This window comes from Pseudomonas sp. MS15a(2019), from assembly GCF_013277805.1.
GTDB classification, from domain to species: domain Bacteria; phylum Pseudomonadota; class Gammaproteobacteria; order Pseudomonadales; family Pseudomonadaceae; genus Chryseomonas; species Chryseomonas benzopyrenica.
The window spans coordinates 345492-362279 of sequence record NZ_VBTN01000003.1 but is presented as its reverse complement, the minus strand read 5'-3'; the positions used below and the strand labels follow the sequence as shown (position 1 = coordinate 362279).

Sequence of the window (16788 nt, the reverse complement as noted above, 5' to 3'; positions counted from 1 at the left end):
TTAGAGGATCACCTTGTCCTTCAACTTTTCCGCCGCCAGTTGCAGCGCCTGGATGACTCGCTCCTTGTCGTAGTTCTGGATGTTGTTGGTATCCAGGTACATGGAGAAGCCCGGCAGTTCGTGTTCGACATAGCTGGGGGAGGCGCCCAGGTCGCGACGGAAGTCCACCACCTGGTAGATCTGCACCGGCTTGCTGAAGCCCTTGACGGTGATCCAGCTCTTGTCGCGGCACATGATGGTTTCCTTGACCAGCGAGTAGGTCTCGTGGCTGATCAGGATCTCGCCGGCATCGGCGGCATTCTCCAGGCGGCTGGCCAGGTTCACTTCGCGACCGATGATGGTGTAGTCCATGCGCGTGCTGGAGCCGAAGTTGCCGACCGTGCAGTAACCGGTGTTCAGGCCCATGCGGATTTCCAGCGGCTTGTTGATGCCCTGGCTGCGCCACTGCTGGCGCAGGACCTTCATGTGCTTGCGCATGGCGATGGCCATGGAGACCGCGGCCACGGCGTCCTTCTTGGCGCCCTGGCTGTTGGCGTCGCCAAAGAACACCATCACGCAGTCACCGACGAACTTGTCGATGGTGCCGCCGTACTTCACGGCGATCTTCGACATCTCGTTGAGGTAGTTGTTGAGCATGTCGGTGAGGGCTTCGGCCTCGAGTTCTTCGGACAGCTCGGTGAAGCCCTTGATGTCGGAGAAGAACACCGTGATCTTCTTGCGCTGGGTGCCCAGGGCGATGTGCTGCTTGCCCGTGAAGATGGATTCCCAGACCTGGGGCGAGAGGTATTTCGCCAAGTTATGCGCCAGGATCGCCGACTTCTCCTGCTCGCGCTTGAGGTCGTCGTTGATCTGGATGAGGCGCTTGCGCTGCCGGTGCAGGAAGTAGCCGGTACCCCAGAGGTGCAGCATGGTGCCCACTACGCTGGTGACCGCCACCAGTAGCGGGCTGGTGAGGTCGACGCCCTGGAAGAAGGTGGCACTGCCCAGCGCCGCGGCACTGGTGGCGAACAGCAGGCAGAGGCCGAGCAGACGGGGACCACCGCGCAGCATGCTGGTGTAGCCGAGCATGAACAGCAGCATCAGGGTAGGCATCAGCGGAAAGCGCAACACCACTGCGGCCATGCCGACGTGAATGGCGTCTATGGCGGCCAGCAGGATATCGGTCTGGGCGCCACGATCGCGTCTGAGCTTGAGGCTCAGGGTCTGGGCCAGGTGCGGATAGAGCAGGGCATAGGGGATCAACCACAGGCCCACGGCATCGGTCTGGGTGTAGTAACCCGCAGTGACGCTGGCGGCGGCGATCAGATAGGCGAACACCCGGGCGTAGTAGACGCCCAGGCTGTCACCGGACGCAGCGAGGAACCGGTTGAGCGCAAACTTCATCTGTCGGGTCCGTTTCGAGAAAGGCGAGAGGTCGGGATAACTCCGTTCGCGACGATGAAAGCGGCCGGGTTTTCTAGCATTCGCGATCTTAGCTGACCATCCGGGTAGCGGCCAAGAATGTCAGTGATTCCGCTGCTGTGACAGCCAAATTCGGCCGTCGTCCCTGGGTTACACTGCGGCATCCTTACAGGAGAGACGCTATGGATGCCCTCGAAGCTCTTTGCAATCGCGCCTCGGTCGGTCGCCTGACCGAACCGGGCCCCACCCCCGAGCAACTGGAGGTCCTGCTGCGCGCCGCGGACCGGGCGCCGGACCACAAGCTGCTGCGCCCCTGGCGGCTGATCCTGGTGGCCGGCGAGGGTCGCACGGCGCTTGGCAGGCTCTATGCCGACGCCTTGCGCCGTCGCGAGCCCGACGCGGATACCGCGGCCGTGGAAAAGGCCCGGCGCATGCCCCTGCGGGCGCCCCTGGTGATCGCCGTCGTCGCCGTGCCCCAGGCGCACCTCAAGGTGCCCGTTCAGGAGCAGATCATCACCGCCGGTTGCGTGGCCCACGGTCTGGTCAATGCGGCCTTCGCCCTGGGCCTGGGTGCGGTCTGGCGCTCCGGTGAGTTCAGCTACGATCCCTGGGTCCTGCAGGGCCTTGGCCTGACCGAGGACGAGCAACTGGTGGGCTACATCTACCTGGGCACGCCCGAGGTGGCGCCGCGGCTTCCGGCGCCACGTGATCTGAGCGCTCAGGTCAGCCATTGGCCAGCACCGGTCTGAGCGGCAGGGTGACGGTGGCGAGAAAGCCGCCGTCCGGGTGATTGCTCAGGTGCAGCTCGCCACCATGGCGCTCCACGGCGCGGCGAGCGATGGCCAGCCCCAGGCCGTACCCTGTGGCGTGCTGCTGGTCCGAGCGGAAGAAGGGTTCGCCCAGGCGCGGCAGGTCGTCGGCCTTGACGCCGGGGCCATGGTCACGTACCTGGATGCGTACCTCGCCGGCGGTCGCGGCTGCCGAGATGACGATGGGACGGGCGGGCGGATTGAAGCGCAGCGCATTGCGCAGGAGATTGTCCAGGGCGCGTTCCAGGACGTCCGGCCAGCCGTCCAGGCGCAGGGCGGCGGGAACGTCGAGTTCCACCCGCTGCTGGGGTGCGCTGAGTTGAGCATCGTCCACCAGGCCTTCGAGTAGCGGATGCAGTTCCAGCTGCTCGGGTGGGCCTGGATCCGCTTCCTGACGCGCCAGGGCGAGGATCTCGCCGATCAGGGTTTCCAGGCGGTCGCATTCCAGAGTCAGGCGCGGCCACATGTTGCCCAGGTCATGGGGGTCGGAGCGTTCGGCCAGTGCCAGGGCGATGCGCAGGCGGGCCAGCGGGGAGCGTAGCTCGTGGGACACGTCGCGCAGCAGCTGCCGCTGGCTGTCGATCAGGCGCTGCAGATGGGCGCCCATGCGATTGAAGTCTTCGGCCAGCACGCCCAGTTCGTCCTTGCGGCGGGCGAGGCGGGCGAGGGTGTCCTGCTGGTAGGCGGTCTGCCCGAGATCATGGACCGCACGCCTTAGATGATTGAGCGGGCGGGTCAGGCTGAGGGTCAGCAGCAGGCTGAACAGGGTCAGCACCACCGTGGCGATGGCCAGCATGCCGACCGGCCAGAACAGGCTCTGCCGGCGCCAGGCACCCAGCTCGGGGGTGGGCAGGTGGTAGATGAACAGGTAGGTCTGGCCGCTCGGGCTGGTGTATTCGTCGGTCAGGCGTCGCCAGGGCAACGGCCGGTTGGGGTCGCGGGCGCCGGGGCCGGGGCGCTGCTGACGCTGCGGCTGGTCGAGATCCTGGTCGAAGATGCGCGGTGGCAGGGTGCCGCGCACCAGGGGCGAGCCGTTCTCGCCCAGCACCAGCACATCGATGCCATAGCGGCCCTTGCGCTGTTCGAGTAGGCCTTGAGCGGCGGCGGGACCTTCGTTTTCATAACGTTGCACCCACTGTTCGGGGAGGTCGCGCAGGCCGGGATGCTGCGCGAGGATCCAGGAATCCTGATCGGCCAGGTGGCCGAGCAGCATGGTCAGGCCGACCGCGGACAGGATGGCCAGCCAGAAGGTGGCGAAGATGCGCCAGAAGAGAGAACGAAAAACCATGCAGTCGCCTTAGAAGCTGCTCAAAGTCTGCTGCGCGTCGGCCAAACGGCGTTGAAAATGCCTTCGGAATGCTCATTTACCACTCGTAAACCCGAGCGCGGGTCCGATCCGCTTCCTCAGGCATTTTCGTGGGGCCGCCTAGGCCTTGTTTGTCTCTAGCTCGCGAGACTTTGGGCAGATTCTTAGTCAGACGCTGCGCCGAGGACCATCGGCGCAGCGATCGGGGATCAGGAGGACTTGTGGTCTTGCTTCCACTGCTGGAACTCGGCCCACTCCTTGGCGCGATCCTCACGCTTCTTCTCCATTTCGTCGAAGCGCTTCTGCTGATCGGGCTTGAGCAGGGCGCGAATGGACTGACGGGTCTTGTCGCGGTTGCCATCCAGCTGATCGTGCAGAGCCTTGCGCTGATCCTCGGGCAGCTTGTCGAGGTAGCTCTTGACGATCTCGCGCTGCTGCTGGCGTTCCTCGCCCATCAGCTTGCCGACCTGCTCGCGTTGCTCGGGGGTCAGCTTGAGACCGCGCAGGGGGCCGTCGCCACGCGGACCGCCATCCATCAGCTTGCCGTGGGGCGGCGGGGTGATGTCGGTGCTGTCCTGGGTAGCGGCCAGGGTCAGGGTCGGCAGCAGGGCGGCGAACAGCACGGCGGGCATGAGTTTGCGCATCGAGAAATCTCCTTGGGATGACCGGTGCAACACCGGATGAGCCCAGTCTAGGAGCGGAGGAGTCAGTGGCGGTCAGCGGGGGTAAAGAGGGGGTAAAGGCTGCGCGGTGGGCTAGACGCTGTAGTAGTAGCCGCGGCCCCGCAGCGCCAGGATGCGCGGACGACCGTCGGCATGGCTGCCGAGCTTGCGGCGCAGATTGCTGACATGCATGTCCAGGCTGCGATCGTAGAGGGTCAGCTTGCGGCCCAGGGCCGCCTGGGCCAGGGCCTGCTTTTCCAGGGGATCGCCCGGCTGGCGCAGCAGGGCTTCGAGGATGCGACTCTCGGTGAGGGTCAGGGTGATCTCGGTTTCGCCGATGTTGGCGACGCCGCGCGCCAGACTCAGCGACAGGTCGCCTAGCTGCAGGCGGGCCGCGGGCTGGGCCGGATGACTGCGTCTGAGGATGGCTCGGAGGCGGGCGGTGAGTTCGCGCGGATCGCAGGGCTTGGCCAGATAGTCGTCGGCACCCAGCTCCAGGCCGAGGATCCGGTCGAGCGGTTCGCCCCGTCCCGACAGCATCAGCACGGGCAGTTGCGGATGATCGCTGCGCAGCTGCTTGAGCAATTCCAGGCCACTGCCGTCAGGCAGCATCACGTCCAGCACCACCACGTCCGGCGTCGCCTCGCGCAACTGGGTGCGGGCGTCGCTGCCGGCATGACAGGCGGTGACCTCGAAGCCTTCCTGTTTCAGCCAGGCACCGAGCAGGTCGCACAGTTCCTGGTCGTCGTCGATCAGCAGTATCTGACTCATGGGATCAGTCTCGCGGTTCATCCATGGGTTGCAGATGGCGCGCCAGATAGAGGCCCTGACCGAGCATGAATACCAGGGTCATCGCCAGACTGCCAAAGACCTTGAAGTCGACCCAGAAGCTTTCGTAGGTGAAGGCCACGTAGAGATTCGCGCAGCCGCAGACGATGAAGAAGATGATCCAGGCGATGTTCAGCCGCGTCCAGATCGGGGCCGGCAGTCGCACCGCGTGGCCCAGCATGCGCTGGATCAGCGGCTTGTCGCCGATGAACTGGCTGCCCAGGAAAGCCAGGGCGAACAGCCAGTTCACCACCGGCGCTTTCCACTTCAGGAAGGTCTCGCTATGGAACGCCAGGGTCATGCCACCGAACACCAGGCAGGCGATCAGCGTCAGCCACTGACTCTTCTCCAGCCGGCGCTGGGTCGCGAAGATCGCGCCGTAGACCACCAGGGAGGCGATGATCAGGACCGCGGTGGCACTGAAGATGCCGCCCAGGGTAAAGGCGTGCCCGGCGAACTCCACCGGACGCGGATCGAGCTTGTAGACCAGGAAGAACAGGAGCAGGGGGATGAAATCGATGAATTGTTTCATTAACGCAGCCGATAGCAGTGCATCGCGGCATAATACCTGATGAAGCCGGAGGAGAAAGCCATGCGTATCGACCTGCACTGTCATACCACCGCGTCGGACGGCGCCTTCGCGCCCGCCGAGGTGGTCAGACGCGCCCATGAGCGCGGGGTGCAACTGCTGGCCATCACCGACCACGACACCCTGGATGGCTATGCCGAAGCCCTGGCAGCCGCGGATGGCCTGGGGCTGCGCCTGCTCTCCGGGATCGAGATGTCCTGCACCTGGGGCGGCGCGACCCTGCATGTGCTGGGCTACAACTTCGACCCCGAGGCGCCTGAGTTGAACGCCGCGCTGGAAGCCCTGCACGAGGGGCGCTGGGAACGCGCTCGGGAAATCGACCGGCGGCTGGCGGCCAAGGGCATGCCCGGCACCCTGGACGGCGCCCGGGCGGTGCAGCTGGCCCTGGGCGACAGTCGCAATGCGCCGGCCCGGCCGCATTTCGCCGAATACCTGGTGCAGGCGGGCTTTGTCGAGGACCGCGGCGAGGCTTTTCGCAAATGGCTGGGCGGCGGCAAGCTCGGCGACGTCAAGCAGCACTGGCCGACCCTGGCCGAGACCCTGGCGACCTTGAAGGGAGCCAAGGCATGGATCAGTCTGGCCCATCCGCTGGCCTATGGCTTCACCCGCACCAAGCTGCGCAAGCTGATCGGGGAATTCGTCACCGGCGGCGGCCACGCCATCGAGGTGGTCAATGGCGTGCAGCCGGCCGAGCAGGTCGGCACCCTGGCAATTCTGGCGCGGGAATTCGGTCTGATGGTGAGTGCGGGCAGCGATTTCCATGCGCCGGCCGACTGGTCGGACCTGGGCATGTACCGTCCGTTGCCCGAAGATCTGCCGCCCCTCTGGGCGCGCTTCAGTCAACCGCTGTACCCTCAGAATCGGGAACCCCAATGAGCCAGTTCATCGAGATTCATCCGCAGAATCCCCAGCCGCGGCTGATTCGTCAGGCCGTGGAAGTCATCCAGTCCGGTGGCGTCATCGCCTATCCCACCGATTCGTCCTATGCGCTGGGCTGCCGTATCGGCGAGAAGAGTGCTGTGGAGCGCATCCGCCGCATCCGCCAGCTCGACGACAAGCACAACTTCACCCTGGTGTGCTGCGATCTCTCCGAGCTGGGCATCTATGCCAAGGTGGATACCAGCGCCTTCCGGCTGCTCAAGGCCTATACCCCCGGCCCCTACACCTTCATCCTCAACGCCACGCGCGAGGTGCCGCGCATGCTGCTGCACCCCAAGCGGCGCACCATTGGCGTACGGGTGCCCCAGCATCCCATCACCCTGGCGCTGTTGGAGGCGCTGGGCGAACCCTTGATGAGCGTGAGCCTGATCCTGCCGGGGGATGACGAAGCCCTGGGCGATGCCTGGGAGATCCGCGAGCGTCTCGAGCACTTCGTCGATCTGGTGATCGAAGGCGGACCGGGAGGCTTGCAGCCATCGACCGTCATCAGCCTGGCCGCCGACGAGCCGGAAGTGATCAGGGTCGGTGCCGGGGATCCGACGCCCTTCATGATCGAAGCATGAGCGAAGCCCTGGATCCCCAGCTGCTCGAACCCGAGCAGCTGCGTCTGGCGCTGGTCTATGGCGAGGCCTTCACCGAACTGCCCCAGGACCTCTATATCCCGCCGGATGCGCTGGAGGTCTTTCTCGAAGCTTTCGAAGGGCCGCTCGACCTGCTGCTCTATCTGATCCGCAAGCAGAACATCAATATCCTCGACATCCCGGTCGCCGAGATCACCCGGCAGTACATGAGCTATGTCGAGCTGATGAAGGCGGTGCAGCTGGAGTTGGCGGCCGAGTACCTGCTGATGGCCGCCATGCTGGCGGAGATCAAGTCGCGCATGCTGTTGCCGCGCGCCGAAGGCCTGGAAGCCGAGGAGGAGGATCCCCGTGCCGAACTGATCCGCCGCCTGCAGGAGTACGAGCGCTTCAAGAAGGCCGCCGAGGAGCTCGATGATCTGCCGCGGGAGGGCCGCAACTTCGTGGTGCCCACCTTGCCGGCGCCCGAGGCACGGGCGCGCAAGCTGTTGCCCGAGGTGGAGCTGGGCGAGTTGCTGCTGGCCATGGGTGAGGTCCTGCGCCGGGCCGATCTGTTCGAGAGTCACCAGGTGACACGCGAGGTCCTGTCCACCCGCGAGCGCATGAGTCAGGTGCTGGAGCGCCTCAAGGATGGTGCCTTCGTGCCCTTCGTGGCACTGTTCACCTTGGATGAGGGGCGCCTTGGCGTGGTGGTGACCTTCATGGCGATCCTCGAGCTGGTCAAGGAAGCCCTGGTGGAACTGGTACAGAACGAGCCCTTCAGCCCCATCCATGTCCGCGCCCGGGTCAGCGACGCCGAAGCGCAAGCGGCGTCTCAGGCGTAGGCCAAGGCTGCCGTTGCCGCCGCGCTCTTGCGTTTGCTCACCAACAGGCGGGCGCCTTCACCGGCCGCAACCAGGGCCGCGGCTTCGGCGACACTGGAGCTGCCAACATGCTGCAACACCGGCTTGCTGGCTGAGGTTATGCCGCGTTCTTGCGCCAGGCGTTCAGCGGGAAAGCCCTGTAAAGGCAGCTGCCAGCGTTGGGCGAGGGCGCGCAGTCCGCGTTCTTCGAGTCGACTGGCCACCGTCGCCAAGGCGGTCAGGGCGGCGCGGTCGCAGCCGGCTTCCTGCAGCACCTCTTGCGCCAGCTCGGCAAGCTCCTCCACCGAACAATCTCGACGGCAACCTAGGCCCAGGACCAGCGCCATCAGCCTTGCGGCTCCTGACGGCAGAACAGCCAGCTGCACGCCAGGCCTAGCAATAGCCAGAAAGGCAGGTTGCTCACCAGCACGGCGATCTGGAAGTGCCGTTGCAGTTCTTGTGGTGCCAGGCTCTCATGCGCGACCGGCTGGGGCGCTCCCAGCAAGTGGGGAATGACCAGCAGGCCCAGAGCGGCGATCTTGAAGCCTGGGTGGCGGGCGAACGCCAGCAGGGCGAGGGCGGCCGCGGTAGCGCCCGCGGTGCCTATCCACCAAGCCTGGCGCAGGGTGAGGTCCGCCGCGGCCGTGCCTGGTAGCTCCGGTGGCAGACCCAGGCTCGGCGCGAGGCAGAAGGTGGCGTAGCCGGCCAGCCCCCACAGCAAGCCCTGGTAGGTCCGGTTCGGCGCGCGCAGGTTGAGCAGGCCGGCGAGCACCAGGCCGAAACCCACGGCCACCACCAGGTTACCGCCGAAGGTCGACAGGGTGCGCGGCCAGCCATCTGCCGGGGCCCAGGCTTCTTCCTCGCCATGATCCTGATGCTCGGCCGTGGCCGGGGCTTCGGTCTGGACCTCGTAGGTTTCCGCCTGGAGGATGAGCGGCGTCATCCAGACGCTTTGCAAGATGCTCAGCAACAGAGCGGCGAGCAGCCCGGCCACGCCGGCACTGAAGGCGATACGCTGGAACATGACGAACTCCTCTTAGTGGCAAGGGAAGCCTTCGCTGTGGCGGGTATCGTGGGCGCCGTTGTGCAGCGCCTCGACATGGGAGAAACCGGCCAGGAACACCAGGCCCAGGCCGAGCAGGCAGGCGAGCAGCGTAGCGGTCAGGCGTTGGGCGCGGGTATGGGTATGAGGCTGGGGCAGGGCGGTCGTCGAGCGGGTAGCGGTCATGGCAAGGCCTCGGAGTCGAAGCGGCAGGGACGCGCCGAGGCAGCGAACCGCAGGCGGCCGCCGTCCAGCACGACCGCCCACCGCGGGTTGCTTGAAAGCGACAGGCCGGTCTCCGGACTCACGAGGGTCTCAAGGTGCGGTTTTGGCTGCGCGTCGGCCTGGCTGCGCTGAAGCCCTTCGCGGAGTGCTCATTTACTCTCGGTAAATTGCGTTTCCTTGCAGGGTTCCGCCTTGCCAGGTGCTAGCTCGCGCAAGACCGCATTCCCGTACGACTACCAGGATCGCCTTCCCCAAGCTTGCCAGCCGGGTGGCATCGTGATCCTGCGCTCGTCTACCGTTGCGGGGGCAGTGCCGGACTTGGACCGGCTTCCCGTTTCACCGCGACCCCTGGCGGAGTCGCGACACCTGAAGCAGGGGCGAGCAGACCACGCGGGTCGTCCGACGGTCAAGCCTGTTCGATTGACACCCCGGCGGGGCACTCGTAGCCTGTCGGGCTTCGAGGTGCTCTTGTCCGCAAGAGCTTGAAAGGGAACGCGGTGCGACACCGCGGCTGCCCCCGCAACTGTAAGCGGCATCTTCAGCCTCTCCACAGAGCCTGTTCATAATTGACGCTAGCTCGCGAAATTATGAACAAGCTTTAAGGCCACTGCTCACGCGGGAAGGCTGGAGTAGGGCGCCGTGAGCAGGAGACCTGCCTCGCTAGCTTTCCATACGCAACCGGGCGGGGTGATCCGGGCTGCCACCAGGGCCTTGCCGCTGCGCGAGCGCCTGGCATGCCTGCCCGTCTTTTTTTGCTTTCTTTCTAAGGGCAGCCCATGAAAACCCTGGCCAAGACTCCCGTCACCATCGTTACCGGCTTCCTCGGTTCCGGCAAGACCACCCTGTTGCGGCACATGCTCGACCATGCCGAAGGCCGCCGCATCGCGGTGATCGTCAACGAATTCGGCGAGCTGGGCATCGATGGTGAGATCCTCCGCCAGTGCAGCATCGGCTGTACCGAAGAAGAGGCCCAGGGCCGCGTCTTCGAATTGGCCAATGGCTGCCTGTGCTGCACCGTGCAGGAAGAATTCTTTCCGGTGATGAAGGAGCTGGTGGCGCGTCGCGGCGACATCGACCACATCCTCATCGAGACCAGCGGCTTGGCGCTGCCCAAGCCTCTGGTGCAGGCCTTCCAGTGGCCGGAGATCCGCAGCGCCTGCACCGTGGACGCGGTGATCACCGTGGTCGACAGTCCCGCGGTGGCGGCCGGCACCTTCGCCGCCCATCCCGAGCAGGTGGATGCCCAGCGCCGCCAGGATCCGAACCTGGACCATGAATCGCCGTTGCACGAGTTGTTCGAAGATCAGCTCGCCAGTGCCGACCTGGTGATCCTCAACAAGGCCGACGGCCTGGACGCCGAGGCCCTGGCCCGGGTCCGCGCCGAGGTGAGCGAAGAGTTGCCGCCCGCGGTCAAGGTGGTGGAAGCCAGTCGTGGCGTGCTGCCCCTGTCGGTGCTGCTGGGCTTGCAAGCCGAATCCGAGGCCCATATCGACAGCCGTCCGACCCACCATGACCTCGAAGGTCATGAAGACCATGACCACGATGAATTCGACTCCTTTGGCGTAGACCTGCCCGAGGTGGCGGAAGCGACCCTGCTGGCGGCGCTGACCGAGGTGGTCAAGAGCCATGGCGTGCTGCGGGTGAAGGGCTTCGCGGCCATTGCCGGCAAGCCGCTGCGACTGCTGGTGCAGGGGGTCGGTACCCGCTTCGACAAGCATTTCGACCGTGCCTGGAAGACCGGCGAGACCCGCAGCACCCAGTTGGTGCTGATCGGCCAGGAGCTGGACCAGGCGGCGATCACCGCCCAGTTGCGCGCCGCGGTCGCCTGACGCCAGATGCATCTGCTGCGTACCCAGCCGGGTGGCTTCGTCCCGGACGACGGCATCGCCCATCTGGCGCAGACGCCGGGTGAGATCGTCGTGCTCTGCAGTGGCGATTCGCATCTGGCCCTGCTGGCCGAGGCGACCCGTACCCTGGATGCCGGCTATCCCAGCCTGCGCCTGGCCAATCCCATGCAGCTGCAGAACCACGCCTCGGTGGACCTCTACGTCGAGGAGGTGGTGAGCCAGGCGCGAGTGGTGTTCATCTCCCTGCATGGCGGCCAGAGCTACTGGCGCTATGGCATGGAACGCCTCGCCGAGCTGGCCGCGCGGGGGCTGACCCTGATCGCAGTGCCCGGCTGCGATCGCCCTGACCCTGAGCTGATGGCTCTGGGCACCGTGGCACCGGACCTGGCCGAACGGCTGTGGCGCTACCTGCGTCAAGGCGGCCTGGGCAATGCCCGGGATTTCCTGCACTGCCTGGCCGCCGAATGCCTGGATGCCCGATACCTTTACGAGCCACCGCGGGAGTTGCCGCGGGTGGCGGTCTATCAGCCTGAAGGCCTGGGGCTGGCCGGCTGGCGCCCACGCTGGCGACAGGACTGGCCCACGGCGGCGCTGCTGTTCTACCGCACCCATCTGCAGTCGGCCAATACCGCCTTCATCGACGCTTTCTGCGCGCAACTCGAGGCCCAGGGGCTGAATCCGCTGCCCATCGCCGTGGCCAGCCTCAAGGAGGCGGCCTGCCTGACGGAAGTCGAGCGGCTGCTGGACGAGACCGACACCGCGCTGATTCTCAATACCACCGGCTTCGCCCAGTCCAGTCCGGAGCGGCCGAATCTCACGCCGTTCCGCCGACCGGTGCCGGTACTCCAGGCCATCTGCGCCCAGGACAATCGCGAACGCTGGCAGGAGAACCCCCAGGGTCTGGGGGCCCGCGACCTGGCCATGCACATCGCCCTGCCGGAACTGGATGGGCGCATCATCACCCGGCCGATCAGCTTCAAGGGCCTGGCCTGGCGCTGCGAGCGCAGTCAAAGCGACGTGGTCAACTACCAGGCCGATGGCGAGCGCATGGCCTTCGTCGCGCGGCTGGCGCGCAGCTGGATCGAGCTGGCGCGGCGTCCGGCGGCGGACAAGCGCATCGCCCTGATCCTGGCCAACTATCCGACCCGCGATGGCCGTATCGGCAACGGCGTTGGCCTGGATACCCCGGCAGCGGCACTCAAGGTGCTTCAGGCCCTGCAGACGGCCGGTTATCCAGTGGCCAATCTGCCCGAGAGTGGTACCGCCCTGATCGAGCGCCTGCTTGGTGGAGTGACCAACGACAGCGCCCTGCGGGATCTGCGCCCGGCCCTGCAGAGCCTGGCGCTGGATGACTACCAGGCGCTGTTCGCCCGCCTGCCGCTGAGTTTGCAGCAGGCGGTGACGGAACGTTGGGGGGCGCCCGAGGCCGATCCCATGCATCGGCGCGGTCGGCTCATGGTAGCCGGGGTGCGCTTTGGCCTGACCTTCGTCGGTATCCAGCCGGCGCGCGGCTATGACGTCAATCCGGCGGCGGTCTACCACGATCCCTCGCTGGTGCCGCCCCATGGCTACCTGGCCTTCTATTTCTGGCTGCGCGAGGCCTATGGCGCCCAGGCGGTGGTGCATATGGGCAAGCACGGCAATCTGGAGTGGCTGCCGGGCAAGGGCGTGGGCCTGTCCCAGGAATGCTGGCCGGACGCCATTCTCGGACCGCTGCCCAACGTCTATCCCTTCATCGTCAATGACCCGGGCGAGGGTGCCCAGGCCAAGCGGCGCACCCAGGCGGTGATCATCGACCATTTGATGCCGCCGCTGACCCGCGCCGAAAGCTACGGGCCGCTGCGCGACCTGGAGCGCCTGGCCGACGAATACTACGACGCCAGCCTGCTGGACCTGCGACGCGCGACCGAATTGCGCGGCGAGATCCTGCAACTGGTGCGCGAAACCGCCCTGGATCGTGAGCTGGGGCTGGTGATCACCGAGGACCCGGACAGCTGGCTGCCGCAACTGGACGCCTATCTCTGTGATCTCAAGGAATCCCAGATTCGCGACGGCCTCCATGTGTTCGGCGAGTCGCCCACCGGGCAGCTGCGGCGGGATACTCTGGTCGCCCTGCTGCGCATCCCCCGGGGCGATGCCCAGGGCGGGAATGCCAGTCTCCTGCGGGCGCTGGCCAAGGATCTGCAGCTGGCGTTCGATCCCTTGGCCGCCGATCTCGGCGAGCCATGGCAGGGACCGCGTCCGCCGTGCCTGGTGGCTCTTTCGACCGAAGCCTGGCGGACCCTGGGCGATACGCGCGAGCGGCTCGAGTTGCTGGCGCTTGCCCTGGTCGCCGCAACGGTGGAGGGTGAACCCTTGCCACTGGCGCTGGCCGAACTGCCGGCGACCCGTCCGGTGCTGGAGCACCTGGTCGCCCAGGTGGCGCCGGCGCTGGACGCCTGTGGGCCGGCGGAAATCGGCGGCCTGCTGGCGGCCCTGGACGGGCGCTTCGTTCCTGCCGGACCCAGCGGCGCCCCCAGTCGCGGCCGGCTGGACGTCCTGCCCACCGGGCGTAACTTCTTTTCCGTGGATGTGCGCAATCTGCCGAGCATGACCGCCTGGCGCCTCGGCTGGCAGTCGGCCAATCTGTTGCTGGAGCGCCATCTGCAGGAGGAGGGCGATCACCTGCGCCAACTGGGCCTCTCGGTCTGGGGCACCGCGACCATGAGAACCGGCGGCGACGACATCGCCCAGGCCATGGCGCTGCTGGGCGTGCGTCCGGTTTGGCAGACCGGCAGCGCTCGGGTGGAGGATTTCGAGATCCTGCCGCTGTCGCTGTTGGATCGACCGCGGGTGGATGTCACCCTGCGCATCTCCGGTTTCTTCCGCGACGCCTTCGGCGGTCTGGTACGGCTGTTCGATGCCGCGGTCCAGGCGGTCGCCGCGCTGGACGAACCGGACGATCTCAACCCCCTGGCCGCCCAGGTGCGCCGCGAGCGCGCGGTCCTGGAAGCGGCCGGTACCGCCGCCGATCTGGCGCGGCGTCAGGCCGGCTGGCGCATCTTCGGCGCCCAGCCCGGGGCCTATGGCGCCGGTGTCCAGGGTGCGGTGGAAGAGCGCCAGTGGCAGGAGCGCAGCGAGCTGGCCACGGCCTATCTCAATTGGGGCGGCTACGCCTATGGCGCCGAGGATGACGGCACCGCCGCCCGTGACGACTTCTTGCGCCGCCTGGGTCGCCTGCAAGCGGTGCTGCAGAACCAGGACAACCGCGAGCACGACCTGCTCGATTCCAACGACTACTACCAGTTCCAGGGCGGCATGCTGGCCGCGGCCGAGACCCTGAGCGGCCAGCGTCGCGCCAGTTACTTCGGCGACCACGCCCAGGCCGATCTGCCCAGGATCCGTACCCTCAAGGAAGAGCTGGGGCGGGTAGTGCGCTCCCGGGCGGCCAATCCCAAGTGGATCGCCGGCATGAAGCGCCACGGCTACAAGGGCGCCTTCGAGATGGCCGCTACCGTGGACTATCTGTTCGGCTTCGGCGCCACCACCGAGCTGGTGGAGGATCACCAGTACCGGCAACTGGCCGATGCCTACTTGCTCGATACCGATACCCGCGACTTCGTCGAACGCCACAACCCCGAGGCCCTGCGCGACATGACCGAGCGCCTGCTGGAAGCCCAGCAACGTGGGCTCTGGCAGGAACCAGGCGACTACCGCGACGCCCTCGAACAGCTATTGATGGATATGGATGAAGCCTGAGATGACCGCCCCCGTCTTTCCCCTGGCCGCCGTGGTCGGCGCTGAGCCCCTGAAGCTGGCGCTGTGCCTCAACGCCATCGATCCCCGCATCGGCGGCGTACTGATCGAGGGGCCGCGCGGCATGGCCAAGTCCACCCTGGCTCGCGGGCTGGCCGACCTGCTCGGTGGCGGTCCTTTCATCACCTTGCCGCTGGGCGCCAGCGAGGAGCGCATCGTCGGCACCCTGGATCTGGACGCTGCGCTGGGCGAGGGCCGGGCGCGCTTCGCGCCGGGTGTCCTGGCGGCGGCGGATGGAGGCGTGCTCTATGTCGACGAGGTCAATCTGCTGCCGGATCACCTGGTCGACCTGCTGCTGGACGTGGCCGCCAGCGGTGTCAACCGGGTGGAGCGGGACGGCATCTCCCATGAGCACGCCGCCCGTTTCCTGCTGGTGGGCACCATGAATCCGGAGGAGGGCGAGTTGCGCCCCCAGTTGCTGGATCGATTCGGCTTCGCCCTGGCGCTGGACAGCCGGCCGGCACCTCTTGAGCGGGCCGAGATCCTGCGTCGACGCCTGGCCTTCGACAGCGATCCCGCGGCCTTTGTCGCTCAATGGGCGTCCGATCAGGCGCAGTTGCGCGAGCGTTGCGCCCAGGCCCGTGCACGCCTTGGCAGCATTCCCCTGGATGAGGCGGCCCTTGAGGCCATCACCACGGCTTGCCACCAGGCCGGCGTCGATGGCCTGCGCGCCGACCTGGTCTGGCTGCGCGCCGCCCGGGCCCATGCCGCCTGGCGCGATGCCGCGCTGATCGAGCACGCGGATATCATTGCCGTCGCCGATTTCGCCCTGCGCCATCGGCGACGGGACATAAAAGATTCAACCTCATTAATACCACCCCTAGAGGAAAGACTGCCTTCTGACCCTTCGGAGCGAGGAAAAAGTGATCAACAGAGACAGGGTGACGTCGAGCCCTCAGGCGACGATGGCTGGGGCGCCCTGGCAGCGGAGCCCGTGGCATCGGGCCCCAGACGCCGGTTGGGCGAGGCAAAAAAGCCCTAGGCATCCGATCGTCCCATACCCTGGATCGCGATGCCCGAAACGGGACGGGCAAGGCCACTGGGGGTCGCCACGGCGCTCGTTCGTCGGGCACGGAAGGTGCCATCGCCTGGGTGCCGACCCTGCTCCGCGGTCGTCCGCGGCGCGCCGGTGATCTCCTGCGCCAGCCGCGCAGTCGGCGTCCGGCACAGCTCTGGTTGGTGATCCTCGATCATTCCGCATCTACCCGCCGCCACGGTGCCCTGACCCAGGCCAAGGGCCTGCTGGCCGACTGGTTCGAGCAGGCCTACCGCCAGCGGGTCAGCGTCGCCGTGCTGCAGGCGGCAGGGGAACGGCCCGAATGGTCCTTCCAGGGGCAACGCAGCGGTCAGGCGTTGCAGGTTTGGCTGGAGCAGCTAGGCGCAGGGGGCGGTACGCCCTTGCTGGCGGGGCTGGCGGAAGCTCATGACTGGCTGAAGACTCGGCGGCGGCAGCGTCCGGGCGAGGAATGCCGGTTGCTGCTAGTCACCGACGGGCGCCTACGTGATCTGGAGGGGCTGGCCATACCGGACTGCCCCATCCGGGTGCTGGATATCGAATTGGGACCGCTGCGCCTGGGACGGGCAGCGGAGCTGGCCCGGCGCTTGGGTGCGGAATACCGACACCTCGAAGAGGTGCCGGTGGTTTAGGTGACCAGCCTCGCGTCGAAGCCGAACGCGAAGGTGCTCAACCCTCGCGTTGTTGGGCTTCGCGCCGCTCAACCCAACCTACCGGTCCGGCGTAGGTTGGGTTAAGACGGCTCCATCGTCGAAGCCTAGCAGGCAGGGGCTCGACCCTCGCGCTGTTGGGCTTCGCTATGCTCAACCCAACCTACCAGTCAGACGTAGGTTGGGTTGAGGCGGCTCCACTGTCGAAGCCCGACTTGAAGGGGCTCGACCCTCGCGCTGTTGGGCTTCGCGCCGCTCAA

At 66.6% G+C, this 16788-nt stretch carries 16 protein-coding genes and 2 riboswitches; of the genes, 8 read left to right on the top strand and 8 right to left on the bottom strand.

Annotation, left to right across the window (positions count from 1 at the left end; all coding sequences use genetic code 11):
* Entirely contained in the window at positions 1–1383 is a 1383-nt protein-coding gene (locus FEZ61_RS05245; protein WP_017640486.1) for an adenylate/guanylate cyclase domain-containing protein, read from the bottom strand.
* A gap of 200 nt (positions 1384–1583) precedes the next feature.
* Between FEZ61_RS05245 and FEZ61_RS05240 the strand changes: the two genes are divergently transcribed.
* Positions 1584–2150, top strand: a complete 567-nt coding sequence (locus FEZ61_RS05240) for a nitroreductase family protein (RefSeq protein WP_173147584.1) — start codon at positions 1584–1586, stop codon at positions 2148–2150.
* Here FEZ61_RS05240 and FEZ61_RS05235 read toward each other — a convergent pair.
* The 4 genes from FEZ61_RS05235 to FEZ61_RS05220 form a co-directional block, all read right to left on the bottom strand.
* A complete protein-coding gene (locus FEZ61_RS05235) occupies positions 2125–3498 on the bottom strand; it encodes a HAMP domain-containing sensor histidine kinase (protein ID WP_017640488.1) in 1374 nt (457 codons plus the stop codon). The genes FEZ61_RS05240 and FEZ61_RS05235 overlap by 26 nt on opposite strands.
* A 227-nt stretch (positions 3499–3725) precedes the next feature.
* Entirely contained in the window at positions 3726–4160 is a 435-nt protein-coding gene (locus tag FEZ61_RS05230) for an LTXXQ domain protein (protein ID WP_058791428.1), read from the bottom strand.
* Between the two features lie 111 nt (positions 4161–4271).
* The gene (locus FEZ61_RS05225; protein ID WP_173147582.1) at positions 4272–4949 is read right to left on the bottom strand and encodes a response regulator transcription factor; all 678 of its coding nucleotides are present in this window, start codon (positions 4947–4949) and stop codon (positions 4272–4274) included.
* A 4-nt stretch (positions 4950–4953) separates the two neighbouring features.
* Positions 4954–5538, bottom strand: a complete 585-nt coding sequence (locus tag FEZ61_RS05220; protein WP_064308855.1) for a septation protein A — start codon at positions 5536–5538, stop codon at positions 4954–4956.
* A gap of 60 nt (positions 5539–5598) precedes the next feature.
* Here FEZ61_RS05220 and FEZ61_RS05215 point away from each other — a divergent pair, with 60 nt between their 5' ends.
* The 3 genes from FEZ61_RS05215 to FEZ61_RS05205 all read left to right on the top strand — a co-directional run bounded on the left by FEZ61_RS05215 (position 5599) and on the right by FEZ61_RS05205 (position 7936).
* On the top strand, positions 5599–6471 hold the full coding sequence (locus tag FEZ61_RS05215) for a PHP domain-containing protein (RefSeq protein WP_017640492.1): 873 nt from the start codon (positions 5599–5601) through the stop codon (positions 6469–6471).
* Entirely contained in the window at positions 6468–7097 is a 630-nt protein-coding gene (locus FEZ61_RS05210) for an L-threonylcarbamoyladenylate synthase (RefSeq protein ID WP_064308856.1), read from the top strand. The genes FEZ61_RS05215 and FEZ61_RS05210 overlap by 4 nt, the downstream gene beginning before the upstream one ends.
* 110 nt (positions 7098–7207) lie before the next feature.
* Positions 7208–7936 (top strand): ScpA family protein, encoded by a 729-nt coding sequence (locus FEZ61_RS05205; RefSeq protein ID WP_160922791.1) that lies wholly within the window; start codon positions 7208–7210, stop codon positions 7934–7936.
* On the opposite strand, the gene FEZ61_RS05200 is transcribed toward FEZ61_RS05205, so the two are convergent.
* From FEZ61_RS05200 to FEZ61_RS05190, 3 genes are read right to left on the bottom strand one after another with little or no spacing between them, the layout of a single operon-like run.
* The gene (locus FEZ61_RS05200; RefSeq protein WP_017640495.1) at positions 7927–8301 is read right to left on the bottom strand and encodes a cobalamin biosynthesis protein; all 375 of its coding nucleotides are present in this window, start codon (positions 8299–8301) and stop codon (positions 7927–7929) included. The two genes, FEZ61_RS05205 and FEZ61_RS05200, sit on opposite strands and share 10 nt — an antisense overlap.
* A complete protein-coding gene (locus tag FEZ61_RS05195) occupies positions 8301–8978 on the bottom strand; it encodes a CbtA family protein (RefSeq protein WP_017640496.1) in 678 nt (225 codons plus the stop codon). The genes FEZ61_RS05200 and FEZ61_RS05195 overlap by 1 nt, the downstream gene beginning before the upstream one ends.
* Before the next feature lie 12 nt (positions 8979–8990).
* Complete coding sequence (locus tag FEZ61_RS05190; RefSeq protein WP_017640497.1) at positions 8991–9182, bottom strand: CbtB domain-containing protein; 192 nt, start codon at positions 9180–9182, stop codon at positions 8991–8993.
* An 85-nt stretch (positions 9183–9267) separates the two neighbouring features.
* Positions 9268–9606: riboswitch (cobalamin riboswitch) on the bottom strand.
* 58 nt (positions 9607–9664) lie between these two features.
* Positions 9665–9896, top strand: a riboswitch (cobalamin riboswitch).
* Between the two features lie 101 nt (positions 9897–9997).
* Between FEZ61_RS05190 and cobW the strand changes: the two genes are divergently transcribed.
* The 4 genes from cobW to FEZ61_RS05170 are packed head-to-tail and all read left to right on the top strand — an operon-like array spanning position 9998 to position 16510.
* The gene (gene cobW / locus FEZ61_RS05185) at positions 9998–11050 is read left to right on the top strand and encodes a cobalamin biosynthesis protein CobW (protein WP_173147580.1); all 1053 of its coding nucleotides are present in this window, start codon (positions 9998–10000) and stop codon (positions 11048–11050) included.
* A 6-nt stretch (positions 11051–11056) separates the two neighbouring features.
* Positions 11057–14806 (top strand): cobaltochelatase subunit CobN, encoded by a 3750-nt coding sequence (gene cobN, locus FEZ61_RS05180; protein WP_173147578.1) that lies wholly within the window; start codon positions 11057–11059, stop codon positions 14804–14806.
* 1 nt (position 14807) lies between these two features.
* Positions 14808–15845, top strand: a complete 1038-nt coding sequence (locus tag FEZ61_RS05175) for an AAA family ATPase (protein ID WP_173147576.1) — start codon at positions 14808–14810, stop codon at positions 15843–15845.
* A gap of 20 nt (positions 15846–15865) precedes the next feature.
* Positions 15866–16510, top strand: a complete 645-nt coding sequence (locus FEZ61_RS05170) for a VWA domain-containing protein (protein ID WP_173148095.1) — start codon at positions 15866–15868, stop codon at positions 16508–16510.
* Positions 16511–16788: the final 278 nt, after the last annotated feature.